This window comes from Acidovorax sp. GW821-FHT11A03 (genome assembly GCF_058809075.1).
Genome location: NZ_JBXASG010000006.1, coordinates 403,123 through 424,318, shown reverse-complemented (window position 1 = coordinate 424,318; position 21,196 = coordinate 403,123). Strand labels below are relative to the sequence as shown.

Genomic DNA, 21,196 nt, shown 5'->3' with positions numbered 1-21,196 from the left:
CGCCCCAGGGCGCGCCGTGGTGGCGCACAACCAGGGGGCCAGCGGCTGGGTGCGGTGCCGGTCTGCGGAAAGTCTAGCAGCGGTCCCTGTTTTTCGGTACCCAGGGAAGCGGGGATGCGGCAAACCCCCTAGACTGCGGTTCCCATCCCTTGCCCATCCTTCTTTTCCTGGAGAAACCCGATGTTCAATGACGACCTCCATTCCGACGCCCGGGCCCTGCTGCCCGGCCGCAGCACCGACGCCGGCGCCACGCGGCGCACCGCGCTGCAGGCTGCCCTGGGGCTGGGTTATGCGGCCGCGGCCGCGCCCATCATGGCGCAGACGGCCATCGCCACGCCGGCGGACGGGCTCACGGCGGGCGAGGTGAGCTTTACCGTGAACGGCTTCAAGGTGCCCGCCTACCGCGCCGCGCCCGCCGGCAAGACCGGCCTGCCCGTGGTGCTGGTGATCCAGGAAATCTTTGGCGTGCACGAATACATCGCCGACACCTGCCGCCGCTTCGCCAAGGCCGGGTACCTGGCCATCGCGCCGCAACTGTATGCGCGCCAGGGCGACCCGTCCCAGTACACCGAAGTGGCCAAGCTCATGGCCGAAGTGGTGTCCAAGGTGCCCGATGCGCAGGTGATGGCCGACCTGGACGGCGCGGTGCAATGGGCCACCGCCAATGGCGGCGACGCCGCGCGCGTGGGCATCACGGGTTTTTGCTGGGGCGGCCGCATCACCTGGCTGTACGCCGCGCATGGCCCCGTGAAGGCGGGCGTGGCCTGGTATGGCCGCCTCGTGGGGCAGCCGGGCGAACTCACGCCCAAGCACCCGGTGGACATCGCGCCCATCCTCAAGGCGCCGGTGCTGGGCCTGTACGGCGAGAAGGACACGGGCATCGCCCTTGACACGATTGATAAGATGAAAGCCGCGCTGGCCAGCGGTTCGCCGCAGGCCAAGGCGTCGGAATTCGTGGTGTACCCGGACGCGCCCCATGCCTTTCATGCCGACTACCGCCCGAGCTACCGCAAGGAAGCGGCCGAGGACGGCTGGAAGCGGGCCCTCGCCTGGTTCAAGACACACGGCGTGGCCTGAGGCAGCGTGGGCCCACGCGGGCCCGGCAGGGGAAGTCCCTGGCCACCGCAGCCGCCCTCACCCGGGGCGGCTTTTTTAATCTCGCATCCGGGATGCGGTATTTGAACGAAAATAGGCTCCAGGGCATATCTATAAAGCGCAAGAAGCTATGACTTTGGTAGCAATCATCCTGGCCACACTGGCCGCGGGCATTGGCAGCGTGTGGCTGGCCGCGCTGCTGATGCGGCTGGGCCTGGGCGGGCGCCCGGACAGCGTCGGCCCCCAGCACCTGCTCAGCCTGGCGGCGGGCGCCTTGCTGGCCACGGCCTTCATGCACCTGCTGCCCGAGGCATTCGAGAGCCAGGCGGGCGCGCACGACCTGTTCGCCACGCTGCTCGTGGGCGTGGTGTTCTTCTTCCTGCTGGACAAGGCGGAACTCTGGCACCACGGGCACGAGCACAGCCATGTGGCGCAGGCGCCGGCACATCCGCTCGGCGCTGAACACGGCCACGGCCCTGACCACGGCGGCAGGCACGACCATGCGCACCACGACCACCATCACCACCACCATGCCCCGCGATCCGGCGGCTGGGCCGTGCTGACGGGCGACAGCGTGCATTGTTTTGGCGACGGCATCCTGATCGCCTCCGCCTTCCTGGCCGACATCCGGCTGGGCGTGATCGCTGCCGTGTCGGTGCTGGCGCACGAGGTGCCCCACCACATGGGCGACCTGGTGGTGCTGCGCCAGACCAGCCCCAACCGCCGCATGGCGCTGGTCAAAGTGTCCCTGGCGGGCGCCGTGACGGCGCTGGGCGGCGTGGTGGGCTACTTCCTGGTGGGGCAGCTGCAGGACCTGCTGCCCTACTTCTTGGCCGTGGCGTCCAGCAGCTTTGTGTATGTGGCGCTGGCCGACCTGATCCCGCAACTGCAAAAGCGTCTCACGGCACGCGAGACGGTGCTGCAGATCGCCTGGCTCGTCGCCGGCATGGTCATCGTCACGCTGGTGAGCGGGGCGGCGCACGGGCACTGAGCCCGGTGCGACAGGTTGCCAGGGCTGTCTCCGCCCAGGCGGCTTATCCCGTGCGCAGCGCCTGAGTGAGGAACTCCAGGCAATCCTGCACCAGCGGGGGCCGCGCCCCCATGGGGGCGTGCGCCATGAGCGCCACCCGGCGCGAGATCACCGGTGCGTGCAGCGGGCTCACCCGTACGGCGGCCGCGTCCAGGTTGTGGGTGTACAGCCGGGAAATCACCCCCACCGCCAGCCCGCAGCGCACCAGGCTGTAGAGAGATTCGCTGTAGAGCAACTGGTCTGCCGCTGCCAGGTCCACCCCGTGCTGGCGCAAGGTGGCCACCGCGAGGTCGTAGGTGCTGCCCCTCGCGAACAGGGCCAGGCGTTCGCCGGCCAGGTCTTGCCATGCCAGCCGCTTGCGCCGGGCCAGCCGGTGGCGGATGGGCAGCACCGCCACCAGGTCGTCGTGGGCCACGGGGAAGGTCTCGATATGGGGCGGAAGATCGAGCGCGACGCCCAAGGCCAGGTCCACCTCGCCGCGCTGCAGCGCGGCCACCAGATCGTCGTTGAGGGGGTCCTGCAGGCGCAGGTCCACGTCCGGGTGCTGCGCCAGCCACTGCCGCAGCGGCTCGGCCAGCAGGTGCATGGCCGAGGGCAGCGCGGCCACGCGCAGGGTGCGCTTGCCATCGTCCAGCGTGCGGTACAGCCCATCCACTCCCTGCTCGTAGCCATTGATGAGCCGTTCCACCTGCGGCAGCAGCAGGGCGCCCTGGGGCGTGAGGCGCACGTGGTGCGTGCTGCGCTCCAGCACGGGCGCTCCCAGCACGGCCTCCAGCTCGCGGATGGAGGCGGACAGCGCGGGCTGCGTGAGCGACAGGGCCTCAGCCGCCTGCCGAAAACTCAGGGCCCGGGCCACGGCCTGAAAGCTGCGCAACTGGCGCAGCGTGGGCGTGCGGTGCGCGGGTGGGCGCTCGGCCGCGGGCCGTGTGGCGGGGTGTTTGCTCATAAATTGCTTTTATTGCAACATCAAATTAAATCACTTCCGCTATCACACCGCGCTGCATAGCATGCGGCCATGCCCACCTTTGCCGCACCCGCAGACCCGCTGTACGCCTTTCTCCACGCCCTGCCCAAGGTGGAGCTGCACTGTCACCTGCTCGGCACCGTTCGGCGCGATACGTTCACCAGCCTCGTTCGCCGGGCGGGCGCCCCCATCGGCGATGCCGAGATCGAGGCCTTCTACACCCGGGGCGAAAAACCCGTGGGCGTGCTGCGGGTGCTGCGCGCGCTGGATGCCGAACTGATCCGCAGCCCGGATGACCTGCACCGCCTGACCTACGAATACCTGCAGGATGCCGCCGCGCACCACGTGCGCTATGCCGAGTTCTTCTGGAACCCCACGGGTACCGCACGGCAATCGGGGCTGGCCTATCCGCAGGCGCTGGAAGGCATCGTGCGCGCCATTGCAGATGCCGAGGCCGACTTCGGCATCACGGGCCGCCTGGTTGCCGCCATCGACCGCGAGGCCCCGCCCGAGGCCGCCACCGAAATGGTCGAATGGGTGCTGGCCCACCGGCGCGACGAGGTGATTGGCATCGGCATCGACTACCGCGAGGTGGATCACCCGCCTGAATGGTTCACCCCGGCCTACGCGCTGGCGCGCCGGGGCGGGCTCAGGACCACGGCCCATGCGGGCGAGTTCGGCATGCCCTGGAACAACGTGCGCACGGCCCTCGACGTGCTGCAGGTGGACCGCATCGACCACGGCTACACGGTGCTCGACAACCCGGCCCTGGTGCGCGAATGCGCCGACCGGGGCATCGTCTTCACCGTGGTCCCCACCAATTCGTATTACCTGCGCACCCTGGCCCCCGAACGCTGGGCGCTGGACCACCCCATCCGCCACATGCCGGCGGCGGGCCTGCGCATTCACCCCAACACTGATGACCCCACGCTGCACCACGTGAACCCCACCCAGGCCTGGGCCATGATGGTGCGCGACTTCGGCTTTGGCGCCGGGGACTTGCGCGGTTTCCTGGCCAATGGACTGGATGCCGCCTGGATTGACGATGGCACGCGGCGTGCATGGTCCACGCAGTGGCTGGCAGCGTTTGACAAGCAACTGGCGCAGACAAACCTGTTCTCTGCCGTCCCCCCCTGAAGGAGTCCTTGCATGCTTCCCTCCCGGTTCTTCCCTGTACCGTCCTTCTTGCCACGGCGCCTGGCGTGGCCCCTGGTGGCTGCGCTGCTCGGCGCAGGCGCCAGCATGGCTGCGCACGCGCAGGCCGCCTGGCCCGCCGCCAAGCCCATCACGCTCATCGTTCCCTTCAGTGCCGGGGGCAATGTGGATGTGACGGGGCGGCTCATCGCGCAAAGGCTCGGAGAACGCCTGAAACAGAGCGTGGTGGTGGACAACGTGGCAGGCGCTGGCGGCGTCATCGGCATGGAAAAGGCCGCCAGGGCGGCGCCAGATGGCTACACGCTCGTCCTGGGTGCTGACAGCCCGGCGGCCATTGCACGACTGGTGAACCCTGCGGCCGTGCGCTACGACACCCTCAAGGACCTGGCTCCGGTGGGTTTGGTGACCACCGCCCCCATGCTGATCGTGGCGCGCCCCGGGCTGCCGGCGAACAACCTGGCCGATGTGCTGCGTCTGGCGCGTGAAAAGCCCGGACAGCTGAGCTACGCCACCTCGGGCGTGGGCACGGTGCTGCACCTGGCCATGGAGCGCGTCAAGGAACAGAGCAAGACCTTCATGGTGCATGTGCCATACCGGGGTGGCGCACAGATCGTGACCGATGTGATCGGCAATCAGGTGGACCTCGCCGTGCTCATCAGCGTGACGGCGGCGCCGCACATCCACAGCAAGAAGCTCAAGGCCATCGCCCTGACGGACGACCAGCGCCTGCCCTCTCTGCCCGACGTGCCGACGGTGGCCGAGACCGCGGGCTTCAAAGGGTTTGACATGGTCTCGTGGACGGGCCTGTTTGCCCCCGCGCAGACGCCCCCCGCCGTGCTGGAGCGCCTGAACCGCGAGCTGGGCGAAGTGCTGCGCATGGACGATGTGCGCGCCAAGCTGGCCGATGGTGGCGCCGTGGCGGGCAAGGGAAGCGCCGCCGAGTTTGCGCGGTTTGTGCAGACCGAAAGCGCCCGGTATGCCGCGATCGTGAAGGCGGCGAACATCAAGGAATGACCCGCCGGCGGGGTGGTGCCTGTTGTGTTGTGCAGCGCGGCATCCACCCTCCGTTCTTGATGCGGGTCAATGGGCTGCGGGGTGTAGGGTCCGTGGGGGGACTTGCGCCAGACAAAAAGGTGGGGGCTGTGCCATGCTGATGGCATGAACGCTGCCGCATCTGCCTCGCACCACTCCGCTGTGGTTCGTCTGGGCCTGCTCGCCCAGCCTACGCGGTTCCTGTTCTTTACCGGCAAGGGCGGGGTGGGCAAGACCTCGTTGTCCACAGCGACGGCCATTGCCCTGGCAGATGCGGGCCGCCAGGTGCTGCTGGTCAGCACCGATGCGGCCTCCAACCTGGATGAAATGCTGGGCGTGCCGCTGTCCAACCAGCCCGTGGCCGTGCCCGGGGTGCCGGGGCTGCACATGCTCAACATCGACCCCGATACCGCCGCCGAGGCCTACCGCCAGCGCGTGCTGGCGCAGCTGGAGGCCACCGCCAGCAGCCATGAACGCGCCGCGGTGCGCGAGCAACTCTCGGGCGCCTGCACCACCGAGATCGCTGCGTTCGACGAATTTGCCGCGCTGCTGGCCAGCGAGGGCAGTGACACTGGCCATGTGTTCGACCACCTGGTGTTCGATACGGCCCCCACCGGCCACACGCTGCGCCTGCTGAGCCTGCCCAAGGCCTGGACCGGGTTTCTGGCGGGCAACGACCGGGGGGCATCCTGCCTGGGCCCGCACTCAGGCCTGAAGATGCAGGAGGCCCGGTTCAACGCCGCGCTGGCCGCACTGAGCGACCCGGGCCTGACCACCGTGGTGCTGGTCACCCGCCCCGACCCCCGACCCATGCAAGAGGCCGCGCGCACCGCGCTGGAGCTGCGCGCCCTGGGCCTGGCCAACCAGCGCCTAGCCATCAACGGCGTGTTCCACGCCAGCCAGCCGGGGCAGGACGCGGTGGCCGATGCCATCGAGGCCCTGGGCCGCCAGGCCCTGGACCAGATGCCCGATGCGCTGGCCCAGCTGCCGCGCGACGAGGTGCCGCTGCGTGCCTTCGATACCGTGGGTTTGCCTGCGCTGCGGGCGTTGCTGGGCGGTGGCGATGTGCTGCCGAGCGCGCCCGCCGCCGTTGCGGATGTGCCGTTGCAGGCTGAACCCCTCTCGTCCCTGGCCGACGCGCTGGCCGCCAAGGGCCACGGTCTCATCATGGTGATGGGCAAGGGCGGTGTGGGCAAGACCACCATTGCCGCCGCGCTGGCTGTGGGTTTGGTGCAGCGCGGACACAGCGTGCACCTCACCACCACCGACCCGGCGGCCCACGTGCAAAGCCAGCTGGGCGGCAGCGTGCCGGGCCTGAAGGTGGGGCGCATCGACCCGCAGGCCGAAACCAAAGCCTACATCGACAAGATCATGGCCACGCGCGGCAAGGCGTTGGATGACGCAGGCCGCGCGCTGCTGCGGGAAGACCTGCAGTCGCCCTGCACCGAAGAGGTCGCCGTGTTCCACGCCTTCAGCCGGGTGGTGAACGAGGCGCGCAGCGCCTTTGTGGTGCTGGACACCGCGCCCACCGGCCACAGCTTGCTGCTGATGGACGCCACCGGCGCCTACCACCGGCAGATGACGCAGCAGTACGAAGGCAGTGCCAACTCCAAACACATCATCACGCCCCTGATGCGCCTGCAGGACGCCGACATGACCCATGTGGTCATCGTCACGCTGCCCGAGGTGACACCCGTGGGCCAGGCCGCTGCGCTGCAGGACGACCTGCGCCGTGCCCACATCGAGCCCTGGGCCTGGGTCATCAACAAAAGTGTGGCGGCCACCGGCACCGGCGACCCGTTGCTGCAGGCCCGCCTGGTGGGCGAGCAGCAACAGGCCGAGCGCATTGCCAACGGACTGGCGCAACGCACCTATGTGCTGCCTTGGCTGGCCACGCCGCCGGTGGGGGTGGAGGCTCTGGGGCGGCTGGTCGAAGCGCCCCAGCAATGATCAGTTGTACGCTATAAAAATTATAGCTATTGGCGCTTTGGAGATAAGCGCCAGAGGTCAAAAAAGACCAGAAATCAACGCGCCAGCTCTTCCCGCACGGCGGCCACCTGCCGGCGCGACACCGCCAGCAGTTCCGTGGAGCCCTGCAGCCGCACGGCCCAGCCTTCGCCCTCCTCGGGGTCGTAGTGCTTTTCCAGCGCGCGCACGGCGCGGCGGGCCACCAGCGCGTTGCGGTGGATGCGCAGGAAGCGCGGCGCGAACTTGGCCTCCAGCTCGCTCAGGGCGCCGTCCATGATGTAGCTGCGCGTGGCGGTGCGCACGGTGACGTACTTCTGCTCGGCCTTGAAGTACAGCACCTCGGCCAGGGGCAGGCGTTCGGTGCGGCCCCGGTCCTGGATGAGCAGGGTTTCGCCTTCGGGCACGCCGGTGGTGGGCGCGGACGCGGGGGGGCGCGTGGCACGCTGTACCTTGGCCAGTGCCTGCTGCAGGCGTTCGCGGCGCACGGGCTTGGTCAGGTAGTCGGTGGCATCCAGTTCGAACGCGCTCACGGCATGGTCCGCGTGGGCCGTCACGAACACCACGGCCGGGGGCTGGGGCAGGGTCTGCAGGGTGTGGGCCAGTGCCAGCCCATCCTGGCCGGGCATGTGGATGTCAAGCAGCACCAGGTCGAAGGCGCGTCCGCCCGTGGGCCCCAGCAGCGCCATGGTTTCGCCGGCGTTGGCGGCCTCGGCCACGGTCATGCGCTGGGCAGGCTGGGCCTGGGCGCAGTCGGACAGGAGGGTGCGCAAGCGGCTGCGGGCCAGGGCTTCGTCGTCAACGATCAGGATGTTCATGGTCGGTAGCGGGGCTGCTGTGGTTGAGGTCGTCTTCGCCGTCCACCATGCGGCGCTGGGATGTTTGCGCGCGGCCGCCATGGGGGCCCCTTCGGGCTGGCGCCGCGCCGCGCGCGCCCCGGGCGCGCGCCTTGGGGTCGGTGGCGGGCAGGGTGATGCGCACCTGGTACAGGCCGTCCTGCACGCCGGCGGTGAATTCGCCCTGCACATCATGCAGCAGCGCCAGCCGCGCGCGGACGTTGGCCAGGGCAATGCCGTGGCCCCGGGGCGCCGTGTCGTCGCCATTGCCGTTGCCGTTGCCGTTCCTGCCTTCCTTGGGGGGCAGGGTGTTGGTGATGCGCACGACCACGCGGCTGCCGCGCAGCTCGGTCAGCACGCGCAGCCGCCCGCCGCGCGCGCTGGGCTCCACGCCGTGCTTGACGGCGTTCTCCACCAGCGGCTGCAGCAGCAGCGGCGGCAGGCGGGCGCTGTCGGTGCGGGGGTCCAGGTTCCACTGCACCTGCAGGCGCTTGCCAAAGCGCACCTCTTCGATGGCCAGGTAGCGGCGCGCCAGGGTGATCTCTTCGGCCAGCGTGACCGATTCCCCCTGTTCCACCAGCGCGTGGCGAAACAGGTCGCTCAGGTCTTCGAGCAGCGATTCGGCCTTGGCCGGTTCCGCGCGCACCAGCGCGATGGCGCTGTTGAGGGTGTTGAACAGGAAGTGCGGCCGGATGCGCGACTGCAGCTCGGTCAGCCGCGCCGTGGTGGCGGCGGGCGTGCGGCCCCGTGCGCGCAGCACCAGCGCCGCCACCAGCATGGCCGCCAGCAGCGCCCCTGTCGCGGCGCTGGCCAGCCAGGGCGGTGACGCAGGTTGCGCCACCAGCGCCAGCATGCCGCAGGCGTAGGCGCCCGCCAGCGCGCCCAGCAGCACGCCGGCCGCATACTGCTGCGCGGTGGAGAGGCGCTGCAGAACAGTCTTGAGGCTGCAGGCCGTGATGAGCCACAGCAGCGTGGCCGGCAATGCCCCGCCCGTCAGCAGCGCCATCGTGGCCAGCCATTCCACGGGGTTGCCCGCTCCGAACATCGCGCCCACGCCCACCACCAGCTCCACGAACAGCACGGCCCGCAGCACCACGCCCACCTGGCAGGCATCGAACACCAGCACCCGGCGCGCGGGCGCCAGGCCACCCCGCGCGGAGCCTCGCGGCAGGGCCGAATCGGGCGGCGGAGGCTGGGTCGATAAAATTTGCGTGTTTTGCATTGCGGCGCCCGGGTTGTCCGGGTGTCTGAACCTCCGGATTATTGCCCTCCTATGTCCAAAGCCCAAGCCACCAGCGCTGACTCTGCGCCGTCCCACAACCAGCTCGATACCAAGGCCCAGGCCTGGTCGGCGCTGTTTTCAGAGCCCATGAGCGACCTGGTCAAGCGCTACACCTCCAGCGTGTTCTTCGACAAGCGCCTGTGGCAGGCCGACATCGCGGGCAGCCTGGCGCATGCCGAGATGCTGGCGGCCCAGGGCGTGATCAGCCAGGAGGACCATGCCTCCATCCAGCGCGGCATGGCGCAGATCACCTCCGAGATCGAGTCCGGCGGCTTCGAATGGAAGCTGGACCTGGAGGACGTGCACCTGAACATCGAGGCGCGCCTGACGCAGCTGGTGGGCGATGCGGGCAAGCGCCTGCACACCGGCCGCAGCCGCAACGACCAGGTGGCCACCGACGTGCGCCTGTGGCTGCGCGGCGAGATCGACCTGATCGCCGACCTGCTCAAGGAGCTGCAGGTGTCGCTGGTCGATGTGGCCGAGCAGAACGTCGAGGTGATCCTGCCCGGCTTCACCCACCTGCAGGTGGCCCAGCCGGTGAGCTTCGGCCACCACATGCTGGCCTATGTGGAAATGTTCGCGCGCGACGCCGACCGCATGGCCGATGTGCGCCGCCGCACCAACGTGCTGCCGCTGGGCAGTGCGGCCCTGGCCGGCACCACCTACCCGCTGGACCGCGAGCGCGTGGCCAAGACGCTGGGCATGGTGGACATGAGCGGGTCCCCCGCGGTGTGCCAGAACAGCCTGGACGCCGTGAGCGACCGCGACTTCGCCATCGAATTCACCGCCGCCGCCAGCCTGTGCATGGTCCACGTGAGCCGGCTGTCCGAAGAGCTCATCATCTGGATGAGCCAGAACTTCGGCTTCATCAAGATCGCCGACCGCTTCACCACCGGCTCATCGATCATGCCGCAGAAGAAGAACCCCGACGTGCCCGAACTCGCGCGCGGCAAGACCGGCCGCGTGGTCGGCCACCTGATGGGCCTGATCACGCTGATGAAGGGCCAGCCCCTGGCCTACAACAAGGACAACCAGGAGGACAAGGAGCCGCTGTTCGACACCGTGGATACGCTCAAGGACACGCTGCGCATCTTTGCAGAGATGGTCGGCGGCCAGTTGAACCCCGCCACGGGCCAGAAGGAGGGCGGCATCACCGTCAACGCGCCCGCGATGGAGCAGGCCGCGCTCAAGGGCTACGCCACCGCCACCGACCTGGCCGACTACCTGGTCAAGAAGGGCTTGCCCTTCCGCGACGCGCACGAGACCGTGGCCCACGCCGTGAAGGCGGCCACCACGCATGCCTGCGACCTGTCGGAGCTGCCCCTGGCCGTGCTGCAGGGCTTTCACCCGCAGATCGACAAGGACGTGTACGAGTGCCTGAGCCTGCGCGGCTCGCTCAATGCGCGCAACACCTTGGGCGGCACCGCGCCCGCGCAGGTGCGCAGCCAGCTGGAGCGCCACCGCGCGCGCCTGGGAAAATGAGACAACCCCTGGGGCGCTGCGCGCCTTTGCCCGTCTCTCGAATCGCCGCGCAGTTCGGGAAGGGGCACGCCGCCAGCGCACGCCAGCGCAGCGCCGCAGCCACGGCGGGGCGGCCCCTGGTGCGCCGGGGCCGCTGGCCTGAACCGTGCTAGGTGTGCGGATGCGCACCCCAGCGACCACATTCGAACAAACCGGAGTTCTGCCATGACGACCACTTCCCGCCGCAGCCTGCTGTCCCGCCTTTTGCGCACCACCGCCCTGACGGGCGCCGCGCTGACCGTGGGGCTGGCCTTTGCCCAGGCACCCAAGCCCATCCGCCTGCTGGTGGGTTTCCCGCCCGGCGGCGGCACCGATGCGATCGCGCGCACGCTCGCCGAGAAGCTCAAGGACGAATTGGGCCAGCCCGTGGTGGTGGAAAACCGCCCCGGTGCGGGCGGCCAGATCGCCGCGCAGGCGCTCAAGGCCTCGGCGCCGGACGGCACCACGCTGTTCCTCACGCACGACCACACCATCTCCATCCTGCCGCAGGTGGTGAAGAACCCGGGCTTTGATCCGGTGCGCGACTTCGTGCCTGTGGGTGGCTTCGCCACCTTCGTGAACGCGTTCGCCGTCTCGGGCGGCACGCCGGCGAAGTCGTTCCCCGAGTACGTGGCCTGGGTGAAGGCCAGTGGCCACGGCAAGGGCGCGGTCGGCATTCCGGCACCCGCCTCCACGCCCGAGTTCCTGGTCAAGCTGCTGGGCCAGAAGTACCAGCTGGACCTGGTCTCGGCCCCCTACCGGGGCAGTGCGCCCATGATGGCCGACATGCTGGGCAACCAGATCAGCGCGGGCGTGGCCTCGGTGCAGGACTTCATGGAGAACCACAAGGCCGGCAAGGTGCGCGTGGTGGGCGTGCTGGGCACCAGGCGCCAGGCGGCCATGCCCGACGTGCCCACGTTCGACGAGATGGGCCTCAAGGGCTTCGAGGACCTGCCGTACTACGGCATCTACGCACCCACCGGCACGCCGCAGAAGTTCATCACCGACTTCTCGGCCGCGCTGGCCAAGGTCGTGGCCATGCCCGACGTGCGTGACCACCTCACCGCCATGGGGCTCACCGTGGGCCACATGTCGCCCCAGCAGCTGGCCGCCCGCCAGGCTTCCTACACCGACGCCTGGACCCGCATCATCAAGACGAGCGGGTTCGTGGCCCAGTAGTGGGGGTTCCGAAGGGCCGTGGCGCCAGCGCGGCCGGGCAATGAAATAGCCGCCAGCGCTTGTCAATCAAGCGCTGGCGGCTATTGTTTTTGTAGCTTTGGCATGGAGCGCCTGGCGGCGCCCCCCCCGCGGCTTGTCCGGCTACAGCATGGCCTCGCGCTGCTGCTCGGCGCGCGACGCGCCGATGGCGGTTTCCACCTTCTTGACCTCTTCGGGCGGCGGCAGCACGGCGGGCATGCCCAGCGCCTCAATGGCCAGTTCGCGGCACCAGCCCTTGGTGTGGTAGAGGTGGTGGTCCTCGTCCTTTTCCACGGCCTTGTGGGCCGCTTTCAGCGTCTGGCCCACGTCCCCCGTGGCCACCTCGGCCACCTTGCCCAGCAGTTCCCAGTTGGCGTGGTCCTTGGTCTCGGCGTGCACCACGCATTCGCAGGCCACCAGCTGGGCGGCGGCGGGGTCGCCCCCCTGTTTCGCCAGCAGCATGGCCTTGACCAGGGATTCGCCGATGTGCTTGACCACCGCCCGGCTGGGTGACTGCGCGGCCGGGTCCAGGCCCAGGGCGTCGCACAGGCTGCGCACCACCTCCTGGTGGGTCAGGGTTTCTTCCAGATAGGTCTGCCATTCCTTCTTGAGATCCGGGTTCACGGCGCAGGTGAGCGCGGTGCGGTACACCTGCTCGCCGCCGAGTTCGGTCTCCATCATCTGGAGCACGAGATCATCAAGCTGGTGGCTGTCATAGTGGGCTTTGGGCATGGTTTCTCCTTCGGTGGTTGGGTTGGCAATGGGGTGTGCGCAGGGGGTGTTCGTTCATGCGAGGGTGCGGACCCTGGGTTCGCGCTCCCATTGGCGGGTCTGCGCGGCAGCCAGAAAGCCCTGCACGTCGGCCGGGTCCACCACGCCCGCATCGGGCTCGATGCCCCCGGCCTGCAGGATGGCCTGGGTGCCCTTGCAGGCCGCGATGGCCTTGAGGTGCCCGAACGCGTCGCGGAACCAGTCCACGGCGGCGGCCTCCTGGGCCAGCTGCGCGCCCATCTCGGGCGACAGCACCGAGGCCACGGCGTCGAACACCACCGATGGCGTGCCTTGCAGCTGCCCGTCGGCGGGCAGCTGGGTGCCGTCCCTGAGCCGGGCACCGCCCACCTTGGGCGCCACGATCTTGACGGTGGCGCCGGCCTTCTCCGCCGCCTTGCGCAGGTTGGCCACCGTGTTGCCGTTGGAGCCGTCGGCCACCAGGATGCCGATGCAGCGGCCCTGCAGCGTGGGCTTCATGCGGTCGATGATGCGCAGCGCGGGAGAGGGCGGCAGGTCCTGCACCGGATCGGCCACCGGCGGGGCGGGGGGCAGGGCCTGCAGGCCCAGCCCGTCGGCCACGCGCCGGGCCAGCTCGGGGTCCACATGCTGCAGGTGGCCCACCACGGCCTCGCGCACATGCGGCGTGCCCACCTTGGACAATTCGAACACCAGCGCGGACGCCATGTGCGCCTGCTCCAGCGGGCTCTGGCTGCGAAAGAACATGCGCGCCTGGCTGTAGTGGTCGGCGAAGCTCTCGGCGCGGATGCGCCCCTTGGCGCCGTCGTCCCCTTGCGCGAAATGCCGCATTCCCAGCGCCTGCGAGGCGCGCGGCGTATCGGACTGCAGGCTGCTGGGCTCGTAGTTCACGCGGCCCTTGGGCACCTGCATCTGCATGTGGCCGTCGCGCTGCATGTTGTGAAAGGGGCACTTGGGCGCATTGATGGGAATCTGCGCGAAGTTGGGCCCGCCCAGGCGCGACAGCTGCGTGTCCAGGTACGAGAACAGGCGGCCCTGCAGCAGCGGGTCGTTGCTGAAGTCGATGCCTGGCGGCACATTGGCGGGGCAATAGGCCACCTGCTCGGTCTCCGCGAAGAAGTTGTCGGGCCAGCGGTTGAGCACCATGCGGCCCACGGGCTGCAGCGGCACCAGTTCCTCGGGAACGAGCTTGGTGGGGTCCAGGTGGTCGAACGGAAAGCGCTCCGCATCCTCTTCGGTGAAGAGCTGCACGGACAGCTCCCATTCCGGGAAATCGCCCGCCTCGATGGCCTCGAACAGGTCGCGCCGGTGGAAGTCGTTGTCCGCCGCCTGCAGCTTCACGGCCTCGTCCCACACCGTGGACTGGATGCCCAGCTTGGGGCGCCAGTGGAATTTCACGAAGGTGCTGTCGCCCGCGGCGTTGATCAGGCGGAAGCTGTGCACGCCGAAGCCTTCCATCATGCGCAGGCTGCGCGGGATGGTGCGGTCGCTCATCGCCCACATGATCATGTGCAGCGACTCGGGCATCAGCGAGATGAAATCCCAGAAGGTGTCGTGCGCGCTGGCCGCCTGGGGAAACGCACGGTCGGGCTCCATCTTGACGGCGTGCACGAGGTCGGGAAACTTCATCGCGTCCTGGATGAAGAACACGGGGATGTTGTTGCCCACCAGGTCCCAGTTGCCCTCGGGGGTATAGAACTTGACGGCGAAGCCGCGCACGTCGCGCGGCGTGTCCACCGAACCGGCGCCGCCCGCCACGGTGGAAAAGCGCGTGAACACGGGTGTCTGAACGCCCACCTCCGTGAGCACGCGGGCGGTGGTGTACTGCTTGAGGGAATGGGTGAGCTCGAAGAAACCGTGGGCCGCCGAGCCGCGCGCGTGCACGATGCGCTCGGGAATGCGCTCGTGGTCGAAGTGGGTGATCTTCTCGCGCAGGATGAAATCCTCGAGCAGCGTGGGGCCGCGTGGCGACGAACGCAGGGAGTTCTGGTTGTCCGCCACGGGAATGCCCAGCTGCGTGGTGAGCACGGGGTGCTTGCCGCCAGCTTGCTGCTGCAACTCGCCCGCGTTGCCGCGGTAGGTGTCGGCCTGGGTGGAGGAGGGAGCAGCGGGCAGCGTCTTCTTTGCCGCGCCGCGGGTGGTGGGGGTTCGTGCCATGGGCGCTCCTGAACGGTGGGAAGGAAGGGAAACAAACCCCCATCTTTGAGGGCCACACGCGGCCGCGGGGTAGGACGCCACCGTATCGGGCCGTCGTCGGCGGGCGGTGATCCGGCCGGCTGGCCGGATACGTAAGCGCTTGCAACGCCGCGCCGGGTGCAGTGCCGTTTTGTTACGCTTGCCGGTTCCTTCGGAGGGGACAGCGTGAACGCAAAGAAATGGATGCTGGCCACCAGCCTGTCGCTGGCGGCCTGGGGGGCGCAGGCCCTGCAGATCACCAGCTTTTCGCCGCAGGGCGAAGTGGCCCGGGTGCGGCAGGTGGTGGCCAAGTTCGATGCCGCTGCCGTCAACTTTGGCGACCCCAAGTCGCCCGCGCCGCTGGCCCTGAGCTGCAGCGATGCCGGGGCCACCAAGGGCACGGGCCGCTGGACGGGAGAGCGCGAGTGGGTGTTCGACTTCGAGCGCGACCTGCCGCCGGGGGTGCGCTGCACCGCCACCGTCAGGGCAGGGTTCAAATCGGCCGCTGGCGCTGAATTGACGGGCGCGAAAAGCTATCAATTCAATAGCGGAGGTCCGTTCGTGCAGGCCATCCGCCCGAACCCCTACCAGGAGATCGACGAAGAGCAGTTCTTCGTGCTGCAGCTCAATGGCCCCGCCACCACCGCCAGCGTGCAGGGCAATGTGTGGTGCACGGCCGAAGGCGTGGGCGAGCGTATCCCGGTCCGGTTGATCGAGGGCGCGCAGCGGGCCGAGATCCTGAAGGCGCTGGGCCTGGAGAAAAGCGCCGCGCAGGAGCCCCTGCAGTACGCCGCGCTGGCCTGCAACCGGCGGTTCACGTCCGGTTCGCGCATGCAGGTCGTGTTCGGCAAGGGCGTCGCCACGCCCAGCGGGGTGGCCAACGCGGTGGAAAAACGCTTTGACTTCAAGGTGCGCGAGCCCTTCTCGGCCGAATTCAGCTGTGAGCGGGAGAACGCGCAGGCGGCCTGCCTGCCCATCCGTCCGCTGCAGCTGTCCTTCAATGCCCCCGTGCCGCGCAAGCTTGCAGCGGCCATCCGCCTCAAATCGGCCAAGGAGACGCTCCAGCCCCGGATGGAAGGCGCGGGCGACGGCCAGGCGGGCGATGCGCTGGTGAACAGCGTGCAGTTCGCCGCGCCCCTGGCCGAGAACACGGCGTTCACGCTGGAGCTGCCCAAGGACCTCAAGGACGCCTCGGGCCGTCCGCTGCGCAATGCCGACAGCTTTCCGCTGAAGGTGGCCACGGGCGGCATGCCGCCGCTGGCCAAGTTCGCGGCGGCGCCGTTCGGCATCGTGGAGCGTTTTGCCGAGGGGCCGCGCTCCGACAAGCCCCCCGCCCTGCTGCCGGTGACGCTGCGCAATGTCGAGGCGGCGCTGCGCGTGCAGGGGCTGCAGCCGGGCGCCGAGGCGCCGGCAGGCAAGGTGAGCACGCTCAAGCCCCGCACCGATGCGGACATCATCGCGTGGTTCCGCAAGGTGCAGCGCTATGACAACTACGTGGTGAACCGCAAGCAGGCGCGGCAGGACGTGAGCGGCCCGCTGCCCAAGGCGCTGGACGAGGACAAGGAGTACGTGCAGTCGCGCATGCTGTCGCTGCTGGCGGGCAAGGGCGGGGTGAAGACGCTGGACCTGCCCAGGCCTTCCGGCAACGACCCGCGCCCGTTCGAGGTGGTGGGCATTCCCCTCACGCCCGGGTTCCACGTGGTGGAGATCGCCTCGCAGAAGCTGGGCGCCTCGCTGCTCGACGAACGCCATGGCGATGCCCGCACGATGTATGTGCGCACCTCGGCCCTGGTCACCAACCTGGGCGTGCATTTCAAGCTGGGCCGCGAGAACGCACTGGCCTGGGTGACCACGCTGGACAAGGGCCAGCCGGTGCAGGGCGCCACGGTGCGTGTGTCCGACTGCAAGGGCAACGAGCTGGCGCAGGCCATCACCAACGACCAGGGGGTCGCGAACATCGAGGGCCTGTCGTCCGAACCGCCGCGCTGCGGCGATGCCTACCACGGCGGCGATGGCGGCCAGGCCTATTTCGTGAGTGCGCGCCACAAGGGCGACGACGGCGTGGAGGACATGGCATTCACCTGGAGCGACTGGCAGCGCGGCATCGAGCCCTGGCGCTTCAACGTGCCCACGAACAGCGCCCCGCGCCCCAGCGAGCGGGCCCACACCATCTTCGACCGCACCCTGTTCCGGGCGGGCGAAACCGTGTCGATGAAGCACGTGCTGCGCTCTGAAACCCGCCAGGGGTTCGCGCTGCCCGCGCAGCGGCCCGAGACCCTGGTCATCACCCATGTGGGCAGCGGCCAGCAATTCACCCAGAGCCTCGCATGGCGCGCGACCGCCACCGGGGGGCTGAGCGCGCAGAGCAGCTTCGCCGTGCCGCCCGCCGCCAAGCTCGGCGTGTACCAGGTGGAGCTGCGCAGCGATTCCGACAATGAGCGCAGCTTCAGCTCGGGCGAGTTCCGCGTGGAGGAATTCCGCCTGCCGGTGCTCGAAGGGCGCATTGCGCCGGCCGACAAGAAGGCGCTGGTGCGCGTGCGCTCGGTGCCCACCGACGTGCAGGTCAATTACGTGGCGGGCGGCGGCGCGGCCCATCTGCCGGTGCGGGTGTCCGCCCTGGTGCGCGGCAAGAGCCTGCAGTACGCCGACTACGAGGCCTTCAGCTTCAACCCTCCGCGCAAGCGCGCGCAGGCCTCCAGCGCGGGTGGCGACGACGAGGAGCCCGCCGCCAGCCAGGACGCGCGCGTGATCGCCGACAAGCTGCCGCTCACGCTGAACAAGGACGGGGCGGGCAAGCTGACCATCGACAACGTGCCCCAGGCGCGCGAACCACAGGAATTGCTGATGGAGGCCACGTATGCCGACCCCAACGGCGAGGTGCAGACCCTGCGCGGCACGCACACGCTGTGGCCCGCCGGCGTGGTGGCGGGCGTGAAGACCGAGGGCTGGGTCTCGGCCCGCCAGAAGATCCGCTACCAGGCCCTGGCGCTGCAGCACGACGGCAAGCCCGCCGCCGACACCTCGCTGCAGGTGCAGGCCATCGCGCGCATCACGACCACCACGCGCAAGCGCATGGTGGGCGGCTTCTACAGCTATGACAACCAGACCGAAACGAAAGACCTGGGCACGCTGTGCAGCGGCAAGAGCGACGCGCGCGGCCTGCTGCTGTGCGAGTCCAGGCTGGACGAGCCCGGCGAGGTGGAACTGGTGGTCACGGCCACCGACCGCGACGGCAACACCAGCGTGGCCGCCTCGTCGGTGTGGGTCACGCGCCAGGGCGAGCTGTGGTTTGGCGGCGAGGACCACGACCGCATCGACCTGCTGCCCGAGAAGAAAAGCTACCAGCCGGGCGAGACCGCCAAGTTCCAGGTGCGCATGCCGTTCCGCTTTGCCACGGCACTGGTGGCGGTGGAGCGCGAGGGCGTCATCGACACCCAGGTGGTGCAGCTCAACGGCCAGGACCCGACGGTGAGCCTGAAGGTGCAGCCGGATTGGGGCCCGAACGTGTACGTGAGCGTGCTGGCCCTGCGCGGGCGCCTGCGCGAAGTGCCGTGGTACAGCTTCTTCACATGGGGCTTCAAGGCGCCGCGCGAGTGGTGGACCTCGTTCTGGTACGAGGGCAAGGAGTACCAGGCGCCCACGGCGCTGGTGGACCTGTCCAAGCCCGCCTTCCGGCTGGGCCTGGCCGAGATCCGCGTGGGCACGCAGGCCCACCAGATCAGCGTGAAGGTGGCGGCCGACAAGGAAAGCTATGCCGTGCGCGGCAAGGCGCAGGTCACCATCACCGCCACGCTGCCGGGCGGCAAGCCCGCCGCCAATGCCGAGGTGGCCGTGGCCGCCGTGGACCAGGCGCTGCTGGAGCTGATGCCCAACAACAGCTGGAACCTGCTCGAAGCCATGCTCCAGCGCCGCAGCTGGGGCGTGGAGACCTCCACCGCGCAGATGGAGATCATCGGCCGGCGCCACTATGGCAAGAAGGCCGTGCCTGCCGGCGGCGGAGGGGGCAGGGCGCAGACGCGCGAGCTGCTCGACACGCTGCTGCTGTGGGAGCCGGCCCTGCAGCTGGACGTCAACGGCCAGGCCAAGGTGACGGTGCCGCTCAATGACGCGCTGACCACCTTCAAGATCGTGGCGGTGGCCGATGCGTCCACTGGCCTGTTCGGCACCGGCAGCACCAGCATCCGCGCCACGCAGGACTTGCAGATCATCAGCGGCCTGCCGCCCCTGGTGCGCGAGGACGACCAGTTCCGCGCGCAGATCACGCTGCGCAACACCACCAAGGCGGCGATGAAGGTCGAGGTGGCGCCGCGCGCCACGCTGCTGGAGCTCAAGCCCCAGACCGTCGACATCCCCGCCGGCGAGTCGCGCGAGGTGGCCTGGCACGTCACCGCGCCCGCCCAGCTGGCGCAGACGCGCTCAGAGTCCATCCTGTGGGAGATCGAGGCCAAGGACACCGTCAGCGGCGCGCGCGATGCCCTCAAGGCACGCCAGCGCATCATCCCCGCCGTGCCGCTCACGGTGCAGCAGGCCACGCTCGTGCAGGTGGACGGCAGCTTCAGCCTGGACGTGAACCCGCCCGCCGATGCGCTGCCGGGCCGGGGCGGCCTCAAGATGTCGCTGCAGCCCAAGCTGGCCGAGGGCCTGCCCGGCGTGCGCGACTGGTGGGCCCGCTACCCGTTCGCCTGCCTGGAGCAAAAGACCAGCAAGGCCGTGGGCCTGCGTGACGGCGCGCTGTGGCAGACCGTGGTGGCGCAGTTGCCCACCTACCTGGACAGCGACGGCCTGGCCAACTACTTCCCGCCGCGCGACGGCGACGCCAACCGGGGCAGCGACACGCTCACGGCCTACGTGCTGGCGGCCACGCACGAGGCGGCCAGCCTCAACCCCGCGTTTGCCCTGCCCGACGAGGCCCGCGCGCCCATGGAGCGCGGCTTGATCGCGTTCGTGGAAGGCCGCATCCAGCGCAGCTTCTGGAGCCCGCGCAAGGACCTGGACATGCGCAAGGTGGCCGCGCTGGAGGCGCTCTCGCGCTACGGCAAGGCCCAGGGCCGGATGGTCGGCAGCATCACCATCGCGCCCAACCAGTGGCCCACGCACACGGTGATCGACTGGGTGAACGTGCTCAAACGCGTGGCCGACGTGCCCGAGCGCGACAAGCGTCTGGCCGAAGCCCTGCAGATCCTGCGCAGCCGCCTGTCGTTCCAGGGCACCAAGCTGATCTTCAGCACCGAGCAGGACGACTACTGGTGGTGGCTGATGCAGAACGGCGACGTGAACACCGCGCGCCTGATGCTCGCGGTGATGGACGACCCGGCCTGGAAGGACGACATGGGCCGCCTGGCCAACGGCTTCATCAGCCGCCAGCAGGCCGGCGCCTGGCACACCACCACGGCCAACCTGTGGGGCGGGCTGGCGCTGGAGAAGTTCAGCGCCAGGTTCGAGGCCGTGCCGGTGTCGGGCACCACCAAGGCCGCCATGGGCACCCACAACGCGGCGGTGGACTGGAGCAAGGTCGAGCGCGTGAAGACCACCGACCTGACAGGCGCTGCGCACCAGGCCACCTGGTTCGGCGCGCCTGCGTCGCCGGGCAACCTGAAGAACAACGGCATGTTCCTGCCCTGGGGCACAGCGGGTGGCAAGGAGCCACTGGCCGTCACGCACCAGGGCCCCGGCAAGCCCTGGCTCACGCTGCAGTCGGTGGCCGCCATCCAGCTGAAGGCGCCTTTTGCCGCCGGGTACTCCATCACCAAGACGGTGACGCCCGTGGAGCAGGCCAACAAGGCGCTGCCGCCCGGCCAGTACACGCGCGGCGACGTGCTGCGCGTGACGCTGGAGGTGAACGCCAGCGCCGACATGACCTGGGTGGCCATCACCGACCCGGTCCCGGGCGGCGCCACCATCCTGGGCAGCGGCCTGGGCCGCGACTCGGCCATCGCCACGCAGGGCGAGAAGGCGAAGAGCGGCGCGGGCTGGCCCGCGTTCGAGGAGCGCAGCTTCGAGGCCTTCCGCAGCTACTACGAGTACCTGCCCAAGGGCACGGTCAAGATGGAGTACACCGTGCGCCTGAACAACGTGGGCGATTTCGCGCTGCCCCCGAGCCGCGTGGAGGCCATGTACGCGCCCGAGATGTTCGGCGAGCTGCCCAACGCGCGGGTCAAGGTGGAGGCGGCCAGGTAGCCGCGGCGCCGTGCCACGCCCCGTCATGAGCCGTCCCCGGA

13 protein-coding genes are annotated in these 21,196 nt (G+C 69.4%); 8 read left to right on the top strand and 5 right to left on the bottom strand.

Annotation, left to right across the window (positions count from 1 at the left end):
• Nucleotides 1–180 precede the first annotated feature (180 nt).
• Nucleotides 181–1,077, top strand: a complete 897-nt coding sequence (locus AC1RVY_RS17685; RefSeq protein ID WP_218340053.1) for a dienelactone hydrolase family protein — start codon at nt 181–183, stop codon at nt 1,075–1,077.
• Between the two features lie 148 nt (nt 1,078–1,225).
• A complete protein-coding gene (locus AC1RVY_RS17680; protein WP_218295663.1) occupies nt 1,226–2,086 on the top strand; it encodes a ZIP family metal transporter in 861 nt (286 codons plus the stop codon).
• Nucleotides 2,087–2,129: 43 nt separating this feature from the next.
• Here the strand turns inward: AC1RVY_RS17680 and AC1RVY_RS17675 are convergent, their stop codons facing one another.
• Nucleotides 2,130–3,071 carry a LysR family transcriptional regulator gene (locus AC1RVY_RS17675; protein WP_492807453.1) on the bottom strand — a complete coding sequence of 314 codons (942 nt, stop codon included), beginning with the start codon at nt 3,069–3,071 and terminating at the stop codon, nt 2,130–2,132.
• 69 nt (nt 3,072–3,140) lie between these two features.
• On the opposite strand from AC1RVY_RS17675, the gene add reads away from it, so the two are divergent.
• From add to arsA, 3 genes are all read left to right on the top strand, one after another.
• A complete protein-coding gene (gene add, locus AC1RVY_RS17670) occupies nt 3,141–4,226 on the top strand; it encodes an adenosine deaminase (protein WP_218295661.1) in 1,086 nt (361 codons plus the stop codon).
• A 12-nt stretch (nt 4,227–4,238) separates the two neighbouring features.
• Nucleotides 4,239–5,258: a tripartite tricarboxylate transporter substrate binding protein gene (locus AC1RVY_RS17665; RefSeq protein ID WP_492807452.1), complete on the top strand. Its 1,020-nt coding sequence runs from the start codon at nt 4,239–4,241 to the stop codon at nt 5,256–5,258.
• A gap of 144 nt (nt 5,259–5,402) precedes the next feature.
• Nucleotides 5,403–7,226, top strand: a complete 1,824-nt coding sequence (arsA, locus tag AC1RVY_RS17660; protein ID WP_492807450.1) for an arsenical pump-driving ATPase — start codon at nt 5,403–5,405, stop codon at nt 7,224–7,226.
• Between the two features lie 74 nt (nt 7,227–7,300).
• Here arsA and AC1RVY_RS17655 read toward each other — a convergent pair whose 3' ends face one another.
• A complete protein-coding gene (locus AC1RVY_RS17655; RefSeq protein ID WP_492807448.1) occupies nt 7,301–8,059 on the bottom strand; it encodes a LytR/AlgR family response regulator transcription factor in 759 nt (252 codons plus the stop codon).
• Nucleotides 8,040–9,299: a sensor histidine kinase gene (locus AC1RVY_RS17650; RefSeq protein ID WP_492807446.1), complete on the bottom strand. Its 1,260-nt coding sequence runs from the start codon at nt 9,297–9,299 to the stop codon at nt 8,040–8,042. Before AC1RVY_RS17650 ends, AC1RVY_RS17655 begins: the two co-directional genes overlap by 20 nt.
• 51 nt (nt 9,300–9,350) lie before the next feature.
• Here AC1RVY_RS17650 and argH point away from each other — a divergent pair, with 51 nt between their 5' ends.
• Together argH and AC1RVY_RS17640 are read left to right on the top strand one after the other, a co-directional pair.
• The gene (gene argH, locus AC1RVY_RS17645; RefSeq protein WP_492807444.1) at nt 9,351–10,841 is read left to right on the top strand and encodes an argininosuccinate lyase; all 1,491 of its coding nucleotides are present in this window, start codon (nt 9,351–9,353) and stop codon (nt 10,839–10,841) included.
• 204 nt (nt 10,842–11,045) lie between these two features.
• Complete coding sequence (locus AC1RVY_RS17640) at nt 11,046–12,038, top strand: Bug family tripartite tricarboxylate transporter substrate binding protein (RefSeq protein WP_492807442.1); 993 nt, start codon at nt 11,046–11,048, stop codon at nt 12,036–12,038.
• A 141-nt stretch (nt 12,039–12,179) separates the two neighbouring features.
• Here the strand turns inward: AC1RVY_RS17640 and AC1RVY_RS17635 are convergent, their stop codons facing one another.
• Both AC1RVY_RS17635 and AC1RVY_RS17630 read right to left on the bottom strand, forming a co-directional pair.
• Nucleotides 12,180–12,788, bottom strand: coding sequence for a hypothetical protein (locus AC1RVY_RS17635; protein ID WP_218295653.1), 609 nt, complete (start codon nt 12,786–12,788; stop codon nt 12,180–12,182).
• A gap of 54 nt (nt 12,789–12,842) precedes the next feature.
• Entirely contained in the window at nt 12,843–14,960 is a 2,118-nt protein-coding gene (locus AC1RVY_RS17630; RefSeq protein ID WP_369643040.1) for a catalase, read from the bottom strand.
• A gap of 222 nt (nt 14,961–15,182) precedes the next feature.
• Between AC1RVY_RS17630 and AC1RVY_RS17625 the strand changes: the two genes are divergently transcribed.
• The gene (locus AC1RVY_RS17625; protein ID WP_492807507.1) at nt 15,183–21,155 is read left to right on the top strand and encodes an alpha-2-macroglobulin family protein; all 5,973 of its coding nucleotides are present in this window, start codon (nt 15,183–15,185) and stop codon (nt 21,153–21,155) included.
• Nucleotides 21,156–21,196: the final 41 nt, after the last annotated feature.

Bases quoted from the DNA above. Each gene is read 5' to 3' on its own strand.
- AC1RVY_RS17685 (WP_218340053.1), top strand. From the start codon at position 181: ATGTTCAATGACGACCTCCATTCCGACGCCCGGGCCCTGCTGCCCGGC.
- AC1RVY_RS17680 (WP_218295663.1), top strand. From the start codon at position 1,226: ATGACTTTGGTAGCAATCATCCTGGCCACACTGGCCGCGGGCATTGGC.
- AC1RVY_RS17675 (WP_492807453.1), bottom strand. From the start codon at position 3,071: ATGAGCAAACACCCCGCCACACGGCCCGCGGCCGAGCGCCCACCCGCG.
- add (WP_218295661.1), top strand. From the start codon at position 3,141: ATGCCCACCTTTGCCGCACCCGCAGACCCGCTGTACGCCTTTCTCCAC.
- AC1RVY_RS17665 (WP_492807452.1), top strand. From the start codon at position 4,239: ATGCTTCCCTCCCGGTTCTTCCCTGTACCGTCCTTCTTGCCACGGCGC.
- arsA (WP_492807450.1), top strand. From the start codon at position 5,403: ATGAACGCTGCCGCATCTGCCTCGCACCACTCCGCTGTGGTTCGTCTG.
- AC1RVY_RS17655 (WP_492807448.1), bottom strand. From the start codon at position 8,059: ATGAACATCCTGATCGTTGACGACGAAGCCCTGGCCCGCAGCCGCTTG.
- AC1RVY_RS17650 (WP_492807446.1), bottom strand. From the start codon at position 9,299: ATGCAAAACACGCAAATTTTATCGACCCAGCCTCCGCCGCCCGATTCG.
- argH (WP_492807444.1), top strand. From the start codon at position 9,351: ATGTCCAAAGCCCAAGCCACCAGCGCTGACTCTGCGCCGTCCCACAAC.
- AC1RVY_RS17640 (WP_492807442.1), top strand. From the start codon at position 11,046: ATGACGACCACTTCCCGCCGCAGCCTGCTGTCCCGCCTTTTGCGCACC.
- AC1RVY_RS17635 (WP_218295653.1), bottom strand. From the start codon at position 12,788: ATGCCCAAAGCCCACTATGACAGCCACCAGCTTGATGATCTCGTGCTC.
- AC1RVY_RS17630 (WP_369643040.1), bottom strand. From the start codon at position 14,960: ATGGCACGAACCCCCACCACCCGCGGCGCGGCAAAGAAGACGCTGCCC.
- AC1RVY_RS17625 (WP_492807507.1), top strand. From the start codon at position 15,183: ATGCTGGCCACCAGCCTGTCGCTGGCGGCCTGGGGGGCGCAGGCCCTG.